This is a genomic window from Stenotrophomonas sp. 10N36 (genome assembly GCF_056395005.1).
The window spans coordinates 32,096-49,288 of sequence record NZ_JBFTIS010000020.1; the positions used below are offsets into that span (position 1 = coordinate 32,096).

The window sequence follows — 17,193 nt, forward strand, 5'->3', positions numbered from 1 at the left end:
CTTTCGCGCGTCATGTTGCCGTTGCGGCTGTGTGGGTTGTGTGTTGCCGGTGCTGCCGTGTTGCGGTGGTGCGTTGCGTTGCAGTGGTGCGGGGGTGCAGGTGATGCAGCCGACCAACGGTCGGCTCTACCGCGGGCCGCGTCAGAATTCGCCGCGGAACCAGGTTTTGAGTTTTTTGAACATGCTGCCCGCGCGCCCGGTGGGCAGCGACGGACGGCGCGGGTGTTCGATCTGGCTGCCCATCAGCAGCAGGCCAACGCCGGTGGCGTGCACCGGATTGCCCACCACTTCGCCCAGGCCGGTGACGTGCTGCGGAATGCCCACGCGCACCGGCATCTGCAGCATTTCCTCGGCCAGTTCGACCACGCCTTCCATCTTCGAGGCACCGCCGGTGAGCACCATGCCGGCGCGCACCAGTTCCTCGAAACCGGAGCGACGCAGTTCGGCCTGCACCATCTCGAAAATTTCTTCATAGCGGCCCTGCACGGCCTGGGCCAGGGCGTGGCGCGGCATCCGGCGCGGCGGACGATCGCCGACGCTGGGTACCTGGATGCTTTCCTCGGCGGTGGCCAGCTGGGCCAGCGCGCAGGCGTAACGCACCTTGATCTGCTCCGCTTCCGGGGTGGGCGTGCGCAGCATGTGGGCGATGTCGTTGGTGACGTGGTCACCGGCGATCGGCAGCGAGGCGGTATGGCAGATCGCGCCCTGCACGAACACGGCCAGGTCGGTGGTGCCGGCGCCCATGTCGACCAGCACCACGCCGAGCTCGCGCTCGTCGGCGGTGAGCACCGCGACGCTGGAGGCCAGCGAAGACAGCACCAGGTCGTCCACCTGCAGGCCGCAGCGCTGCACGCACTTGGAGATGTTGGCCGCGGCCGACTGCGCGCACACCACCAGGTGCGCATGCACCTCCAGGCGCACGCCGGTCATGCCGACCGGGTTGCGGATGCCTTCCTGCGAATCGTCCAGCACGTATTCGCGCGGGATCGCATGCAGGATCTTCTGGTCGGCCGGGATCGCCACCGCCTTGGCCGCGTCGAGTACCCGGTCCAGGTCGCCCCAGGTCACTTCACCGTCGCGGATCGGCACGATGCCGGGGGAGTTCTTGCACTGCACGTGGTTGCCCGAGATCGAGGCATACACCGAGCGGATCTCGCAGCCGGCCATCAGCTCGGCCTCTTCCACCGCGCGCTGGATCGACTGCACGGTGGATTCGATGTCCACCACCACGCCGCGCTTGAGCCCGCGCGATTCGTGCGAGCCGATGCCGATGACCTCGATCGGATTGCCCGGCGAATACTCGCCGACCAGCGCCACCACCTTGGAGGTGCCGATATCCAGGCCAACGATCAGTGATTTGTCACCCTTGCGATTCATGTCCTGTCCTGCGCCGGCTTTGGCGCGGTTGCGGCCGGGGTACCCCAGCTCAGCGTGAAACCATTGGTATATCGGAGGTCGGCGCGTTCGATCGGCGCCGCTTGGTTGCTCAGCTGCGGCAGCACGCGCACGAAACGCTGCAGGCGCGAACGTGCGTCATCGCGGCCCACCACCACTTCGGTGCCATTGCTGAGCAGCAGCGACCAGCTGCCACGTGCGTCCATGCTGACCCGCTTGACGTCCACCCCGGCCGGCGCGAACAGCGCCCGTGCATCGTTGTAGAGCGCCACCACTTCCTCGGTCTGGCTATCCGGACCATCCAGGTCGGGCAGTGCCAGGTCCTGCAGCTTCTTGGGCGTCGCAAACAGCTTGCCCTGCTCGGACAGCAGGCGGTCGTTGCCCCAGCGCGCGAACGGTTTGTGCTCGACCAGGCTGATTTCCAGCACGTCGGGCCACTGCTTGCGCACCTGCGCGCTTTCCACCCACGGCAGCTGCTCGATGGCGTCCTGCGCATCCTGCAGCTTGACCGCGAAGAACCCGGCCTTGGCGTACGGCAGCACCACCTGCTGCAGCTGTTCGGCCGGCACCCGCTTGAACTCGGCGTGCACGCGCAGCTTGGCCAACGGCCAGCGTTCGGCACCGACCCAGCCGTTGAGCACCGCCACCACGGGCAGCGCTACGACCGACAGGGCCAGCAACCAGACGAAGATGCGCAGCACCGCGTTCATGCGTGGGCACGCTCCCTGTCCAGGTCCTGCAGGTTGATCGGCAAGGTCTGTTCCAGCACGCGCCAGACCAGTTCCTCGAAGCCGATGCCGGCCTGCGCGGCGGCCTTGGGCACCAGCGAATGACTGGTCATGCCCGGCGCGGTGTTCACTTCCAGCAGGTAGAAGCGGCCGCTGTCGCGGTCGCGCATGACGTCCACCCGGCCCCAGCCGTGGCAGCCGGCGGCCTGGAAGGCAGCCAGCGCGATGCGGCGGATCTCGGCTTCGTCATCGCCGTCCAGGCCGGGGCACAGGTACTGGGTGTCCTCGGCGATGTACTTGGCGTTGTAGTCGTACCACTGGCCCTTGGGCACGATGCGGATCGACGGCAGCGCCTGGTCGCCCAGGATCGCCACGGTGAGCTCGTCGCCCACCACCATCTGTTCCATCAGCAGCTGGCCGTCGTAGCGCGCGGCCAGGGCCACGGCGTCGTCCAGGCCGGCGTCATCGCTGACCCGGCTGATGCCCACGCTGGAGCCTTCGTTGGCCGGCTTGACCACCACCGGCAGGCCGAGCTCTGCGGCGGCGGCGTGCACTTCCACGCCCTCCACCAGCTTGACGTAGCGCGGCGTGGGCAGGCCCAGCGACAACCACACCTGCTTGGTGCGGATCTTGTCCATGCTCAGCGCAGAGCCGAGCACCTTGGAGCCGGTGTACGGCACGCCGAAGGCGTCCATCAGCCCCTGCACGATGCCGTCCTCACCGCCGCCGTTGTGGCCGTGCAGGATGTTGAAGACGCGGTCGAAACGCTTTTCAACCAGCGCCAGCGCCAGCGCCGGGATGCCGTCCACGGCCACCGCGTCGACGCCGCGCGCGCGCAGCGCGGCGATCACGTTGCGGCCCGAGTCGAGCGACACCTCGCGTTCGCTGGAGGTACCGCCCAGCAGCACCGCGACGCGGCCGAACACGGCCGGGTCGGTGACGCGCAGCGACGGGAAGAAGATCGGGTTCATGCTGCCGGGGTCTCCGTGAAGCCTTCGGTTGCGATCAGCTGGGCCACGTGGCCGATATCGCCGGCACCCATCAGCAACAACAGGTCGCCGTCCTGCAGCACGTCGGGCAGCACGTGCGACAGTTCGGCGGTATGACCCACCACGACCGGCTCGCTGCGGCCGCGCGCGCGGATGGCGCGCGCCAGCGAACGCGAGTCGGCGCCCGGGATCGGCGCTTCGCCGGCCGGGTAGACCTCGCTCAGCACCAGCGCATCCACTTCGGACAGCACCGCGGCAAAGGCGTCGAACTGGTCGCGGGTACGGCTGTAGCGGTGCGGCTGGAATGCCACTACCAGGCGCTGGTCCGGCCAGCCGCCACGGGCAGCGGCAAACACCGCCGCCAACTCGCGCGGGTGGTGACCGTAGTCGTCGATCAGGCGTACCCGCGCACCGCTGTGGGTGGTGACGATGCCCAGATCATTGAAGCGGCGGCCGATGCCGGCAAAGCTCTCCAGCGCGCGGGCGATGGCGTCCGGGGCGACGCCCAGCTGCCAGCCCACGGCGGCGGCGGCCAACGCGTTGAGCACGTTGTGCGCACCCGGCAGGGCCAGCGTGACCGGGTAGCTGCTGCCTTCGGGCAGGCGCAGGGTGAAGCGCATGCGCGGGCCGTCCTGGACCACGTCCTCGGCGCGCACGTCGGCGTTGCTGCTCATGCCGTAGCTCATGACATGGCGCGGCGTCTGCGCAGCCAATGCGGCCACTTCCGGATCGTCGATGCACAGCACCGCCAGGCCGTAGAACGGCAGGCGCTGCAGGAATTCGGCGAAGGCGGCCTGGACGCGGGCGAAATCGTTGCCGTAGTTTTCCAGGTGGTCCGAATCGATGTTGGTGATCACCGAGACCAGCGGGTTCAGCCGCAGGAAGCTGCCATCGCTTTCGTCGGCTTCGGCCACCAGCCACTGGCCGCTGCCGAGCTTGGCGTTCGCGCCGGCCGCCAGCAACTGGCCGCCGATCACGAAGGTCGGGTCCAGCCCGCCTTCGCTCAGCACCGCCGCGGTCAGGCTGGTGGTGGTGGTCTTGCCGTGGGTGCCGGCCACCGCGATGCCGCGGCGGAAGCGCATCAGCTCGGCCAGCATCGCCGCGCGCGGCATGATCGGAATGCGCTGGCTGCGCGCTTCCATCAGCTCGGGGTTGTCGTCGCGGATCGCGCTGGACACCACCACGCAATCGGTGCCCAGCACGTTGGCGGCCGAATGGCCGCGCATCACGCGCGCGCCCAGGCTGGCCAGGCGGCGGGTGGCGGTGTTGTCGGCGTTGTCCGACCCGGACACTTCATAGCCCAGGGTCAGCATCACTTCGGCGATGCCGCTCATGCCGGTGCCGCCGATGCCGACGAAGTGCACGCGCGGGAAGGCGCGCACCAGGTCGTTGGTGTCGTGCAGGCGGCGGATCATGCGCGGCCCCGCGTCGGGCAGGCGCGATGGCGCGTGGCGGTCTTCATTTGGATTCCTCGAGGATGATGTCGGCGATGCGCTCTGCGGCATCGACCTTGGCCAGGGCACGCGCGGCATTGGCCATCTGCATGCGACGGGCGGAATTTTCGGACAAATCGCGCAGCACGCCTTCCAGGTGCGTGGCCAGCGTTTCATCCTGCTTCAGCAACACGGCCGCGCCACGGTCGACCAGGTACTCCGCGTTGCGGGTCTGGTGGTCATCCACGGCAGCGGCGAAGGGCACCAGCACGCTGCCCACGCCCACCGCGCACAGCTCGGCCAGGGTCGAGGCGCCGGCACGGCACACCACCAGATCGGCCCAGGCGAATGCCTCGGCCATGTCGGCAATGAACGCATCCACGCGCGCGGTGACACCGGCGGCCTGGTAAGCGCTGACGGCTTCGGCATGCAGCTTCTCGCCGCTCTGGTGGCGCACGTCGATGGCGACAGCGCTGCCCAGTGCGGCCAGCGCCTTCGGCACGGCGTTGTTGAGCACGCGCGCGCCCTGACTGCCGCCGAGCACCAGCAGGCGCAGCGGCCCCTGGCGGTTGGCCAGGCGCACGTCGGGCGGCGTGATCGCGGCGATCTCGGCACGTACCGGGTTGCCCACGGCTTCTTCGCGCTGGGCGAAGCTGCCCGGGAAGCCGGTCAGCACGCGGCGCGCGAAGCGCGACAGCACGCGGTTGGTCAGGCCCGGCGCCCGGTTCTGCTCGTGCACCAGCAGCGGCAGCCCGTGCAGGCGCGCGGCCAGGCCACCGGGACCGGACGCAAAGCCGCCAAAGGACACCACCGCACGCGGCTGGCGGTCGCGGATCAGGAAGCCGGCCGCGCGCACCGCGCGCAGCAGGCGGCCCGGCGCGCCGAGCAGGGCCAGCTTGCCCTTGCCGCGCAGGCCGCTGATGGCCAGCGTGTCGATGTGGATGTCGTGCTGCGGCACCAGGCGCGTTTCCATGCCGCCGTCGCTGCCCAGCCAGGTCACCGGAATGCCGCGCGCACGCAGCACCTTGGCCACGGCCAGGCCGGGGAAGATGTGGCCGCCGGTGCCGCCGGCCATGATCATCACCGGGCGCTCGGAGGAAGCGGGTTGGGTGTTCATCCCATCCTCCCCAACGTCGGTTCGATGCGCTGCTGCATGCGGCTGGTGCCACGCGAGGCGCTGTCACGCGGCAGGCCATCACGCGGGCTGCCGTCATGGGCCTTGGTGTCCTGCATGGCGGCGGCCACGGACGAGGCACTGGCGCCCCTGCCCGGCTCGGGGTCCATCGGTTCGTCGCCTTCGGCCGCGCCCATGCGCACCGCCTGGCGGCGCTCGGCGCGATCCAGTTCATAGGACACGCGCAGCAGCAGCCCCATCGCCACGCAGGTCATCAGCACGCTGGAGCCACCGGAGGAAATCAGCGGCAGGGTCAGGCCCTTGGTCGGCAGGATGCCCAGGTTGACCCCGATCGAGACGAAGCTCTGCATGCTGATCCACAGGCCGATGCCGAAGGCGATGTAGCCGGAGAAGTGGCGCTTCATTTCCACGCAGCGCATGCCCAGCCAGAAGGTGCGACCCACCAGCAGTGCGTACAGCGCGATGATCAGGCAGGTGCCGATGAAGCCCAGCTCCTCGGCGGTGACCGAGAAGATGAAGTCGGTATGCGCTTCGGGCAGGTAGTACAGCTTCTGCACCGAGTTGCCCAGGCCCACGCCGGTCCACTCGCCGCGGCCCACGGCCATCAGCGCGTTGGACAGCTGGTAGCCGTCGCCCTGCTGGTCGGCCCACGGGTCCAGGAAGGAGGTGATGCGGCGCATGCGGTAGGGTTCGATGATCGCCAGCGCGCTCATGCCCACCATGCCGATGATCACCGGCATGGACATGCGCGGCATGTTGACCCCGCCCAGCACCAGCATGCCGGCGGTGATGGCCAGCAGCAGCGTGGACGACCCGAAGTCGGGCTGCAGCAGCAGCAGCACCACCAGCGCACCGGCCACGCCGAGCGGCTTGAGCATCGCCGGCCAGGTGGCGTTGACCTCGTCGCGGAAGCGCACCAGGTAGCTGGACAGCCACACGATGTAGAGCACCTTGACCGCTTCGACCGTCTGGAACTTGGAGATGCCCAGGTTGATCCAGCGCCGGGCGCCGTTGACGCTGCTGCCCAGGCCGGGCACGAACACCACCACCAGCAGCGCGAAGCAGCCCAGCAGCAGCACCTGGTTGTACTGCTCGATGCTCTTGAGCTCGGTGCGCATGGCGATGCCCGCCAGCACGATGCCGATGGCCAGGAAGATCAGGTGGCGGTTGAGGTAGTAGAACGGACTGCTCATCAAGGCGATCGAGCTCGACGCGACCATCACCACGCCCAGCCCGGTGAGCGCGATGATCGCGCCCAGCAGCCACTTGTCGAAGTGACCTCCGATGGCTTCAAGGCGGGTTGCCTGGCGCGACAGGTCGTTCATCAGCGGACCTTCAACGTGGCCAGGCCGATCAGCACCAGCACCACCGAGATGATCCAGAAGCGCACGATCACGCGCGGCTCCGGCCAGCCCTTCAGTTCGAAGTGGTGGTGGATGGGCGCCATCTTGAACACGCGCTTGCCGGTCAGCTTGAATGAGGCGACCTGGATCATCACCGACAGCGTTTCAATCACGAACACGCCGCCCATGATCACCAGCACCAGCTCCTGGCGGGTGATCACGGCGATGGTGCCCAGCACCGCACCCAGCGCCAGCGCGCCGATGTCGCCCATGAACACCATGGCCGGGTAGGTGTTGAACCACAGGAAGCCCAGGCCCGCACCGGCAATGGCCGCGCAGATGATGACCAGTTCACCGGCCCCGGGAATCTGCGGAATCTGCAGGTAGTTGGAGAACACCACGTTGCCCGAGGCATAGGCGAACACGCCCAGCGCGCATGCCACCAGTACGGTCGGCATGATCGCCAGGCCGTCCAGGCCGTCGGTCAGGTTCACCGCGTTGGAGAAGCCGACGATCCAGAAGTAGGCAATGGCCACGAAGCTGATCCCGGCCAGCGGCAGCGCCACCGACTTGAACATCGGGATGTAGAAGGTCAGCGCGGCGGGGACGTCAGCGGTGTAGAACAGGAACAGGCCGGCGGCCAGGCCGAAGATGGACTGCAGCAGGTACTTCCAGCGCGACTTCAGGCCGTTCGGGTCGCGCCGCACGATCTTGATCCAGTCGTCGTACCAGCCGATCGCGCCGAAGCACAGCATCACCGCCAGCACCACCCACACGTAGCGGTTGCGCAGGTCGGCCCACAGCAGCACCGACAAGGTGATGGTGAGCAGGATCAGCGAGCCACCCATGGTCGGCGTGCCGGCCTTGGAGAAGTGGGTCTGCGGGCCGTCCTTGCGGATCGGCTGGCCGCCCTTGAACTGGGCCAGCTTGCGGATCATCGCCGGGCCCAGCCACAGCGACAGGAACAGCGCGGTCAACGCGGCAAGAATGCCGCGCAGCGTCAGATAGCCGAACAGCCCGAACAGGCTCTCCAATTGCTGCAACCATCGGGCCAGTTCAAGCAACATGGGGGGTTTCCTCTCCTCGCGCCAACAGCGCTTTCACAATTTTGTCCATGGCGCTGCCGCGCGAGCCCTTGACCAGGCAGCGCACGCCAGCATGCAGGTCGGAGGCAAGCGCGGCGGCCAGCGTGTCGTGGTCCTGGAAGTGCCGGCCGCCGTCGCCGAAGGCGCTCGATGCGGCGGCGCTCAGCGGCCCCAGCGTGTACAGGCGCTTGATCCCGGCATCGCGTGCGCGGCGACCGGCCTGGGCATGCAGCGCCTGCCCGTCCGGGCCCAGTTCGCGCATGTCGCCCAGCACCAGCCAGCCTTCATCCTTGCCGCCGGCCAGCGCGTCGATCGCCGCGGCCAGCGAGCCGGGGTTGGCGTTGTAACTGTCATCGATCAGCACCGCGCCGTTGGGCAGCTGGTGCGCAACCTGGCGGCCCGGCACCGGTTCGGCGCGGGCCAGGCCCAGCGCGATCTGGTCCAGGCCGATGCCGGCGGCCAGCGCCAGCGAGGCGGCGGCCAACGCGTTGCTGATGTTGTGGCGCCCCGGCAGGGCCAGCGCGATTTCCACGCTCCCTGTCGGACTCGTGAGCAGGAACTGGCTGCCGGTGGCGCTCGGGCGGATCGCCAGCGCGCTCACGTCGGCGCTGTGGTCCAGGCCGTAGCGCAGCACGCGGCAGCGCGGCGGCTGGCCCACGATGTGCTGCTCGAACCAGATGCCGAAGGCGTCGTCGGCGTTGATCACCGCCACGCCATCGGCCGGCAGCGCTGCGTAGATCGCACCCTTGGTGGTGGCCACGCCCTGCAGGCTGCCCATCCGCTCCAGGTGGGCCGGGGCGATGTTGTTCACCAGCGCGTACCGCGGGCGCACGATGTCGGTCAGGTAGGCGATGTCGCCCGGCTTGCCGGCGCCCATCTCGTAGACGGCGAAATCGGCGTCTTCGGGGGCATCCAGCACCGCCAGCGGCAGGCCGATCTCGTTGTTGAGATTGCCCGGGTTGGCGTACACCACCTTGTGTTCTTCGCGTGCCACCTGCTGCAGGATCGCCAGCAGCAGCGTCTTGACGCTGGTCTTGCCGTTGCTGCCGGTGATGGCGAACACACCGGCGGCGCGGTCGCGCTGCATTCCGTGGGCAATGCGGCCCAGCGCGTGCTGGGTGTCGGCGACCAGGATCTGCGGCAGCGCCACGTCCAACAGGCGCTCGACCAGCATCGCCGAGGCTCCGCGCGCGACGGCATCGGCGGCGAAATCATGGCCGTCGAAGCGGTCGCCACGCAGCGCCACGTACAGGCTGCCCGGGGCAAGCGTGCGGGTGTCCTTGCTGATGGCGTCGATGGCGGTGTCGTCGCCATGGATCTCGCCACCGGCCCAATGCGCGATCAGCGACAGCGGGGTGCGCTTCATTCTGCGACCTCCTGCGCGGCACGCGCGGCCAGCACGCGGCCCGCCACCTCGGTGTCGTCGAAGACGTGCCGGATACCGTGCACTTCCTGGTAGGGCTCGTGGCCCTTGCCGGCAATCAGCACGATGTCGCCGGCACCGGCCAGGCCGATCGCCGTGGCGATGGCGGCGGCGCGGTCGCGCTGCACGATGGCGGCGGCGGGATTGGCCAGTCCGGCCACGATGTCGGCCACGATCACGTCGCCGTCTTCGCCGCGCGGATTGTCGTCGGTGACGATCACCACGGTGGCGCCGCGCTCGGCAATGGCGGCCATCTGCGGCCGTTTGCCGGTATCACGCTCGCCGCCGCAGCCGAACACGCAGACCAGGCGCCCGGCCAGGTGGTCGTGCAGGCTGGCCAGCGCCTGTTCCAGCGCGTCGGGGGTGTGGGCATAGTCGACCACCACGGTGGGCAGGCCGTGCTCGCCGCCGAGCCGGTTCATGCGCCCGGCAATCGGCTGCAGCTGCGACAGCAGCGCGGCGATGTCCGCCGGCGCATTGTCCAGCGCATACAGGGCGCCGGCCACGGCCAGCAGGTTGTCCACATTGAAGCGACCCAGCAGCGGCGACTGCACCGGGTAGCGCGCGCCATCGACCACCAGATCGAAGGCGATGCCGCGGCCATCCAGCATCAGCGAATCGGCGCGCAGCGTTGCCTGCTGTGCACCGCGCGAGCTCAGCCCGATCTGGCGTACCGAGGCATCGACAGTGCGCAGCAGTTCGCTGCCGAAGCTGTCGTCCAGGTTGACCACCGCGGCCTTGAGGCCATCGCGGTGGAACAGCTTGGCCTTGGCCGCGCCGTACTGCGCCATGTCGCCGTGGTAATCGAGATGATCGCGGGTGAGGTTGGTGAACACCGCCACGTCATAGTGCACGGCATCCACGCGGCCCTGGTCCAGCGCGTGCGAGCTGACTTCCATCGCCACCGCGCGTGCGCCGTCGTCGCGCAGCTGCGCCAGCACTTCATGCATCTGCAAAACCAGCGGCGTGGTGAAGCCGGTCGGCACCACGTGGCCATACAGGCCCACGCCCAGCGTGCCGATACTGCCACTGGCGGTGCCGAGCAGGTGCCAGGCCTGGGCCAGCAGCTGCACGGTGGAGGTTTTGCCGTTGGTGCCGGTCACGCCCACCATCGTCATCGCACGCGACGGATGGCCGTGGAACTGGTCGGCCATCGCGCCCATGCGCGTACGCAGGCCGGGCACGGCGATGGCGTCGGCCGGGGCCGGCAGCTCGGCCGGTGCTGGCGGCTCGAACAGGATCGCGCCGGCGCCATTGGCCTGCGCCTGTGCGACGAAGCCCAGGCCATGCGCGCCGAAGCCGGCGATCGCCACGAAGGCATTGCCCGGGCGCACGGCGCGGCTGTCCAGCACCAGGCCGGTGATGGACGGGTCGTGGCTCAGCACCACATCGGGAATCAACTGCGAAAGCAACATCGTCTGGCTCATTGGGTGCCTCCCTGCGCGGGCGGCACCGTGGCGTGCGCGCTGGGCAGCGCGGCATCGAATTCGGCGGCGGCATCCGGGGCGATCACCGTTTCCGGCGGCGGCACCGGCAACGACGAGGCGGTATGCCCCAGCTTTCCGGACTGCTGGGCGGCCAGCCACGACTCGATGTCGTCCGGCGGCACGTCCATCAGGCGCAGCGCGCCTTCCATCACGTTGTGGAACACCGGCGCCGACACCAGGCCGCCGTAGTACTTGCCGGCCTGCGGGTCGTTGATCACGATCACCGTGGCAAAGCGCGGGTTGGTCGCCGGCACCACGCCGGCGAACAGGGCGTTGTAATGCCCGCGCTCATAGCCGCCGGGGCCGGCCTTGCGTGCGGTACCGGTCTTGCCGGCTACGTGGTAACCCAGCACCGCCGCCTGCTTGGCGCCGCCCTGGGTGACCACGGTTTCCATCATCGCCACCACCTGCTTGGCGATGTTCTCGTCAATGATCTGCTTGCCTTCGTTGCGCTGGCCCTTGACGAAGGTCGGCGCGATCAGACGGCCGCCGTTGCCCAGCGCCGAGTAAGCGGTAGCGATCTGCAACGGGGTGACATTCAGGCCGTAGCCGTAGGACATCGTGGTCTTGGACGAACCGCTCCAGCGCGCCGGGCGCGGCAGCACGCCAGCCGATTCACCGGGAAAACCACTGTGCGGGGCAACGCCATAGCCGAAGCTGTGGACGTGGTCGTAGAACACCTGATCGGGCATCTTGGCCGCGATCTTGGCCGCGCCGATGTTCGAGCTGCGGGTGATCACGCCGGTGACGTTGAGCACGCCGTTGTTGCGCGGCACGTCCTTGATGGTGAACCGGCCCACGGCCATGTAGCCCGGGTTGGTGTCCACCGTGGTGTCCTTGGTGACCACGCCGGACTGCAGCGCCGAGGCGATGGTCAACGGCTTCATGGTCGAGCCGGGCTCGACCAGGTCGGTCACCGCGCGGTTGCGGCGGGTGTCCGGGGCGGCGCCGCCGACCGAATTGGGGTTGTAGGTGGGCAGGTTGACCATGGCCAGCACTTCGCCGGTGGCCACGTCCATGATCACCATCGAGCCGCCGGCCGCCTTATTGGCGATCAGCGCGTTGCGCAGTTCCTTGAAGGCCAGGAACTGGATGCGGCGGTCGATGCTGAGGGTGAGGTCCTTGCCCGGCTCGGCGGCGCGCAGCAGATCGCTCTCCACCGTGTCGCCCTTGCGGTTGCGGATCACCCGCTTGGCGCCGGCCTTGCCGCGCAGCCATTCGTCGAAGGCCAGCTCCAGCCCTTCCTGGCCGCGGTCGTCGATGTTGGTGAAGCCCAGCACGTGCGCCATCGCCTCACCCTGCGGGTAGAAGCGGCGGAACTCGCGCTGCGAGGCCACGCCCGGGATCTTCAGCGCCACCACTTTCTCCGCGTCGTCCGGGTTGATCCGGCGGCGCAGGTACATGAATTCCTTGTCCGACTTCTGCGACAGCTTGGAGGTCAGCTCGTCCAGCGGCATGCCCAGCGCGGTGGCCAGCTCCGGAATGCGGTCGGGCGAGCGCAGCAGTTCCTGCGGGTTGACCCAGATCGAGGCGACCGGGGTGGACACCGCCACCGGCTCGCCGTTGCGGTCGGTGATCATGCCGCGCGAGGTGTTGATCGGCAGCTCGCGCAGGTACCGGGCTTCGCCCTGGCGCTGGTAGAAATCGCTGTTGATGATCTGCACGTAGGCGGCACGGCCGACCAGCGAGACCGAGCACAGCCCAAGCGCCAGACCCACCCACTTCAGGCGCTGGCGCAGGTTGAAACTGTTGCGGGTGCGGTTGCGACCGGATTTGTTCATGGCCGGATCACCACCACGTCGGCCGCTTCCGGGAACTTCATGCCCAGCTTCTCGCGGGCCACCCGGTCAACCCGGGTCGCCTCGGCCAGGGTCGCCTGCTCCAGCTGCAGGCGGCCGAATTCGATATTGAGCTCATCGCGCGCACGCTCGACCTTGGACAGCTCGATGAAGGTCTGGCGGTGGCGGTGGCGCATGAACACCACCCCGATCGCCGAGGCGACGGTGCAGGCCAGCAGCACGATGAGCAGCAGGCGACTCACCCGGCCACCTCGCGCTTTTCGGCCACGCGCAGCACGGCACTGCGCGAGCGCGGGTTGACCGCCAGCTCGTCGTCCTCGGCCTTGATGGCGCCGCCGTGCAGGTCCAGGGTCGGCACGAACGCGGCCAGCTCGGGCAGCCGGCGATTGCTCGGCGGGGCCTTGGCATGGCGGTTCATGAACTGCTTGACGATGCGGTCTTCCAGCGAATGGAAGCTGATCACCGCCAGCCGGCCACCCGGCTTGAGCCGCGCCATCGCCGCATCCAGGCCCGCTTCAAGGTCGGCCAGTTCGCGGTTGATGTGGATGCGGATGGCCTGGAAGCTGCGCGTGGCCGGGTGGATCTTGTCCTTGCCACGCGGCATCACCGAGGCGATCAGCTCGGCCAGTTCGGCGGTGCGGGTGAAGGGCTGCTTGTCGCGGCGGGCCACGATGGCCTTGGCGATGCGGCGGCCCTGGCGCTCTTCGCCGTAGGTCCACAGCACGTCCATCAGCTCGCGCTCTTCAACACGGTTGAGCCACTGCGCCGCGCTTTCGCCGCTGTCCGGGTCCATGCGCATGTCCAGCGGGCCGTCCTTGCCGAAGCTGAAACCACGCTCGGCCACGTCCAGCTGCGGCGAGGACACGCCCAGGTCGAACAGCACCCCGTCCAGGCCGTCGGCGGCGGCGTCCCAATGCAGCAGGTCGGCGAAGCTGCCCCGGAAGATCGAGACGCGCGGGTCCGGCGCGAAATCGCGCTCGGCTACCGCAATCGCTTCGGGATCCTTGTCCATGACCAGCAGCCGGCCTCCGGGACCGAGTTGCTCGAGCACGCCGCGGGCGTGACCGCCACGACCAAACGTGCCATCGAGATACGTACCGTTTTCGATCACCCTCAGGCCGTCCAGGACCTGTGTGTACAGAACCGGCAGGTGCCCCGCCGGCGACTGCGACACCGGAAGGTGACCGGTCTGCGCTGCTCCGCGCATCCGGGCACCCCGGCTCACAACTTCAGGTCGAGCAACCCATCGCCCAGATCCCCGTCAGACAACGTCTGCTGGATCAACGCGCGATGTGCCTGCTCGCTCCACAATTCGAATTTGTCGCCCATGCCGAGCAGAACCGCCTTCTTTTCAATGCCAACGGCACCGCGGTGGCTGGCAGGAATACTGATGCGGCCGTTGCCGTCCAGCTCCAGATGCGCGGCCGAGCCGACCAGCTTCTGTTGCAGCAGACGCACGACGCGCTGTGTGTTGGGTTTGGCCATGACGTCGTCGCGGACCCGTTCCCACTCGGTTTCGGCATACAGCCACAGGCAGCCGGACTCGAAGGGGTTGTAGGTCAGGACCAGGCGGTTGTTGCTCACACGCGCGACAAGGTCACGATGCGCGGTGGGAACCGCCATGCGTCCTTTATCGTCAACCGTGATGGCCGTCTCGCCCTGAAACACGACGCGTGCACCTTTCCTTCGCCCGGATGAAACATTGAACCACGAAAAACCACAAAAAACCCGGTTTTGCCTCTGTTGCCCACCTTAGCAGTGCCGATTGGGTTGTCAACAACTTTGCGAGCGGGAAATCACTTTGAACATCAAGGGCTTGCAGCAATGTTTAGAGACTTGTTCAAGGCTTATCCACAAGTTGCTGTTTCGTCTCATTTTTTGAGATTGGGGCGAAGTTCAGGCCCGTGTAGAGGGCGTGAAACATAGGCGCGTATTCATGCCAAGGCCCGTCGCCATTGGCCGGGCCTTGCGCAAACCCGGCACAATGCCGGCCATGTGCCTGCTCGCCCTTGCCTGGAAGACCCACCCCCGCTGGCAGCTGCTGATGGCCGGCAACCGCGACGAGTTCCACGCCCGCCCCACCGCCGCGCTGGCGGCCTGGCCGGCGCCCGACCACGGGCTGCTGGCCGGGCGCGACCTGCGCTCGGGCGGCACCTGGGCCGGTGTCGGACCCGGCGGCCGCATGGCGGTGGTGACCAACGTGCGCGACCCGCTCGCCCGCCAGACCGGCCCCTCCCGCGGCGCCCTGGTGGCCGACTACCTGCGTGACGCCGCCCCGGCCGCCCGCTTCGCCGATGGGCTGGCCGCCCGCGCCGCCGACTTCGCCCCGTTCAACCTGCTGCTGGCCGACCGCGACAGCTGCCAGTTCCTGGGCAACCACCCGGCGGGCCGGCAGGCGTTGGCGCCCGGCGTACACGGCATGTCCAACGGGCCGCTGGATGCCCCGTGGCCCAAGACGGAACGCTTGAACGCCGCCCTGCGGGGCTGGATCGCCAGCGGCAGCGACGACCTGGGCCCGCTGTGGGCAGCGCTGGCCGATGAAACCCGGGCCGACGACAGCGCCCTGCCCGACACCGGCATCGGCCTGGAACGCGAGCGCTGGCTGAGCGCGGCGTTCATCCGCAGCCCGGAGTACGGCACCCGCGCCAGCACGCTGATCGCACTGGATGCCAACGGCGAGGGCTTCATCCACGAGCGCCGGTTCGGGCCGGACGGCAGTTGCATCGGTGAGACCCGGCTGGCGGTGGGCGCGGGGGACGCGCCGGCGTTGGCGGCGGCGGTGTTGCCTGCGGCGCCCCTGTAACGCGGCGGATGTGCGAAAATGCGCGCGGCGGAGTCGGCCAGACAGTCGCGTCATCCCTTGCGGATGCCGAGGAAAGTCCGGGCTCCATAGGGCAAGGTGCCAGGTAACGCCTGGGCGGCGCAAGCCGACGGAAAGTGCAACAGAAAGATACCGCCTACGTTTCCTTCGGGAAGCCGGTAAGGGTGAAATGGTGCGGTAAGAGCGCACCGCGAGTCTGGCAACAGACCGGCACGGCAAACCCCACCTGGAGCAAGACCAAATAGGGACCTAATGGCGTGGCCCGCGTCGGGTCCGGGTAGGTTGCTTGAGCGCTGCGGTGACGTAGCGCCTAGAGGAATGACTGTCCACGACAAAACCCGGCTTATCGGCCGGCTCCGCCCTTTCATTGCATTCTGCAATGAAGCCCCACGGTTTGCGGCGCAAACCGTGGGCCCCGGGCGCCACCAGCATCCAATTCCCCGCGGCTGTACGCCGCGCCCCCTTTACTAAAGGGGGCTACATGACGTCATGCAGATGCATGCCCTTGATCGAAGACGGCCCGTAGAGCCGGGCTCTGCCCGGCTGCTGTGAACCGCGCGCCTGCGCGGCGCGCTTGGCTTGCACATCCGGTAGAGCCACCCCATGGGTGGCTGCCTTACGTTTTGGCATCGCGTGCAGCCACCCGTGGGGTGGTTCTACCCCGCCCACGTGGGGCGATCAACTGCCGTACAACGCCTTTCTGGGGGCACCGGTTATCTCGGCGGCGAGCTTGGCTGCGGTCGACGGCGGGAGGTGTTCGCTGAGTTTGGCGTACATGCGGCGGCCTGCGGCCAGCTGGGCCTGCTCGTCGTCGGCGGCGCCCTGCACCATCACCACGAACTCGCCCTTGCGCTGATTGTCGTCGGCTTCCACCTGCTGCAGCAGCGAAGCCAGGGTGCCGTCGAGCACGGTTTCAAACAGCTTGGTCAGTTCGCGCGCCAGCACGGCGGGGCGCTCGGCGCCGAAGGTGGCGACCATGTCGGCCAGCGATTCGGTGATGCGGTGCGAGGATTCGTAGAACACCAGCGTGCGGGTTTCCGCGGCCAGGCCCTGCAGGCGCTCGCGGCGGCCCGAGCCCTTGGCCGGCAGGAAGCCTTCAAAGGTGAAGCGGTCGCTGGGCAGGCCGGCCACGCTCAATGCGGCAATGGCCGCGCAGGCGCCCGGCACCGGGCTCACCCGGATGCCCGCCTCGCGGGCGGCGCGCACCAGCCGGTAGCCCGGGTCGCTCACCAGCGGGGTGCCCGCATCGCTGACCAGCGCCAGCGATTCGCCAGCCTGCAGGCGGGCCACGATGCGCTGCGCCAACGCTTCTTCATTGTGGTCGTGCAGCGCCACCAGCGGTTGCTGGATGCCGAAGTGGGCCAGCAGCTGGCCGCTGCGGCGGGTGTCCTCCGCGCAGATCGCCGCCACCGAGCGCAGCACGTCCTGCGCGCGGGGCGTCAGGTCGGCCAGGTTGCCGATCGGGGTGGCAACGACATACAGCGTGGGGACAGCACTCATCGCAACGTCACTCATGGGTCAAGGGTAGAATCGTACCGTTCCCCGGCCCTGGCCG

General features: G+C 68.5%; 15 protein-coding genes and 1 other RNA gene. 2 read left to right on the forward strand and 14 right to left on the reverse strand.

Translation table 11 applies throughout. From position 1 onward, the window contains the following. Positions 1-141: 141 nt before the first annotated feature. The 13 genes from ftsA to AC1DCJ_RS17140 are packed head-to-tail and all read right to left on the reverse strand — an operon-like array spanning position 142 to position 14,485. On the reverse strand, positions 142-1,377 hold the full coding sequence (gene ftsA, locus AC1DCJ_RS17080; protein ID WP_017355446.1) for a cell division protein FtsA: 1,236 nt from the start codon (positions 1,375-1,377) through the stop codon (positions 142-144). Beyond that, positions 1,374-2,105: a cell division protein FtsQ/DivIB gene (locus tag AC1DCJ_RS17085; protein WP_038690501.1), complete on the reverse strand. Its 732-nt coding sequence runs from the start codon at positions 2,103-2,105 to the stop codon at positions 1,374-1,376. The genes ftsA and AC1DCJ_RS17085 overlap by 4 nt, the downstream gene beginning before the upstream one ends. Further along, positions 2,102-3,094: a D-alanine--D-alanine ligase gene (locus tag AC1DCJ_RS17090; RefSeq protein WP_320491196.1), complete on the reverse strand. Its 993-nt coding sequence runs from the start codon at positions 3,092-3,094 to the stop codon at positions 2,102-2,104. Before AC1DCJ_RS17090 ends, AC1DCJ_RS17085 begins: the two co-directional genes overlap by 4 nt. Then, positions 3,091-4,527, reverse strand: a complete 1,437-nt coding sequence (murC, locus tag AC1DCJ_RS17095; RefSeq protein ID WP_137191040.1) for a UDP-N-acetylmuramate--L-alanine ligase — start codon at positions 4,525-4,527, stop codon at positions 3,091-3,093. Before murC ends, AC1DCJ_RS17090 begins: the two co-directional genes overlap by 4 nt. A gap of 43 nt (positions 4,528-4,570) precedes the next feature. Then, positions 4,571-5,662, reverse strand: a complete 1,092-nt coding sequence (gene murG / locus AC1DCJ_RS17100) for an undecaprenyldiphospho-muramoylpentapeptide beta-N-acetylglucosaminyltransferase (protein ID WP_478071475.1) — start codon at positions 5,660-5,662, stop codon at positions 4,571-4,573. Beyond that, a complete protein-coding gene (gene ftsW, locus AC1DCJ_RS17105) occupies positions 5,659-7,005 on the reverse strand; it encodes a putative lipid II flippase FtsW (protein ID WP_320491200.1) in 1,347 nt (448 codons plus the stop codon). Before ftsW ends, murG begins: the two co-directional genes overlap by 4 nt. Continuing rightward, positions 7,005-8,090, reverse strand: coding sequence for a phospho-N-acetylmuramoyl-pentapeptide-transferase (mraY, locus tag AC1DCJ_RS17110; protein ID WP_128097511.1), 1,086 nt, complete (start codon positions 8,088-8,090; stop codon positions 7,005-7,007). The genes ftsW and mraY overlap by 1 nt, the downstream gene beginning before the upstream one ends. Further along, positions 8,080-9,474, reverse strand: coding sequence for a UDP-N-acetylmuramoyl-tripeptide--D-alanyl-D-alanine ligase (locus tag AC1DCJ_RS17115; RefSeq protein WP_448135275.1), 1,395 nt, complete (start codon positions 9,472-9,474; stop codon positions 8,080-8,082). The genes mraY and AC1DCJ_RS17115 overlap by 11 nt, the downstream gene beginning before the upstream one ends. Next, positions 9,471-10,958 (reverse strand): UDP-N-acetylmuramoyl-L-alanyl-D-glutamate--2,6-diaminopimelate ligase, encoded by a 1,488-nt coding sequence (locus AC1DCJ_RS17120; RefSeq protein ID WP_478071476.1) that lies wholly within the window; start codon positions 10,956-10,958, stop codon positions 9,471-9,473. The genes AC1DCJ_RS17115 and AC1DCJ_RS17120 overlap by 4 nt, the downstream gene beginning before the upstream one ends. After that, the gene (locus AC1DCJ_RS17125) at positions 10,955-12,799 is read right to left on the reverse strand and encodes a peptidoglycan D,D-transpeptidase FtsI family protein (RefSeq protein WP_141059187.1); all 1,845 of its coding nucleotides are present in this window, start codon (positions 12,797-12,799) and stop codon (positions 10,955-10,957) included. Before AC1DCJ_RS17125 ends, AC1DCJ_RS17120 begins: the two co-directional genes overlap by 4 nt. Next, positions 12,796-13,059, reverse strand: a complete 264-nt coding sequence (gene ftsL / locus AC1DCJ_RS17130) for a cell division protein FtsL (protein WP_038690510.1) — start codon at positions 13,057-13,059, stop codon at positions 12,796-12,798. Before ftsL ends, AC1DCJ_RS17125 begins: the two co-directional genes overlap by 4 nt. Continuing rightward, positions 13,056-14,024, reverse strand: coding sequence for a 16S rRNA (cytosine(1402)-N(4))-methyltransferase RsmH (gene rsmH / locus AC1DCJ_RS17135; protein WP_478071477.1), 969 nt, complete (start codon positions 14,022-14,024; stop codon positions 13,056-13,058). The genes ftsL and rsmH overlap by 4 nt, the downstream gene beginning before the upstream one ends. A gap of 14 nt (positions 14,025-14,038) precedes the next feature. Continuing rightward, positions 14,039-14,485, reverse strand: a complete 447-nt coding sequence (locus tag AC1DCJ_RS17140) for a division/cell wall cluster transcriptional repressor MraZ (RefSeq protein ID WP_038690512.1) — start codon at positions 14,483-14,485, stop codon at positions 14,039-14,041. Between the two features lie 325 nt (positions 14,486-14,810). Between AC1DCJ_RS17140 and AC1DCJ_RS17145 the strand changes: the two genes are divergently transcribed. Both AC1DCJ_RS17145 and rnpB read left to right on the forward strand, forming a co-directional pair. Beyond that, on the forward strand, positions 14,811-15,620 hold the full coding sequence (locus AC1DCJ_RS17145; RefSeq protein WP_478071478.1) for an NRDE family protein: 810 nt from the start codon (positions 14,811-14,813) through the stop codon (positions 15,618-15,620). Positions 15,621-15,649: 29 nt separating this feature from the next. Beyond that, positions 15,650-16,000, forward strand: an RNA gene (gene rnpB / locus AC1DCJ_RS17150) — RNase P RNA component class A. A 316-nt stretch (positions 16,001-16,316) separates the two neighbouring features. Here the strand turns inward: rnpB and rsmI are convergent. Further along, the gene (gene rsmI, locus AC1DCJ_RS17155; protein WP_313246829.1) at positions 16,317-17,138 is read right to left on the reverse strand and encodes a 16S rRNA (cytidine(1402)-2'-O)-methyltransferase; all 822 of its coding nucleotides are present in this window, start codon (positions 17,136-17,138) and stop codon (positions 16,317-16,319) included. Positions 17,139-17,193: the final 55 nt, after the last annotated feature.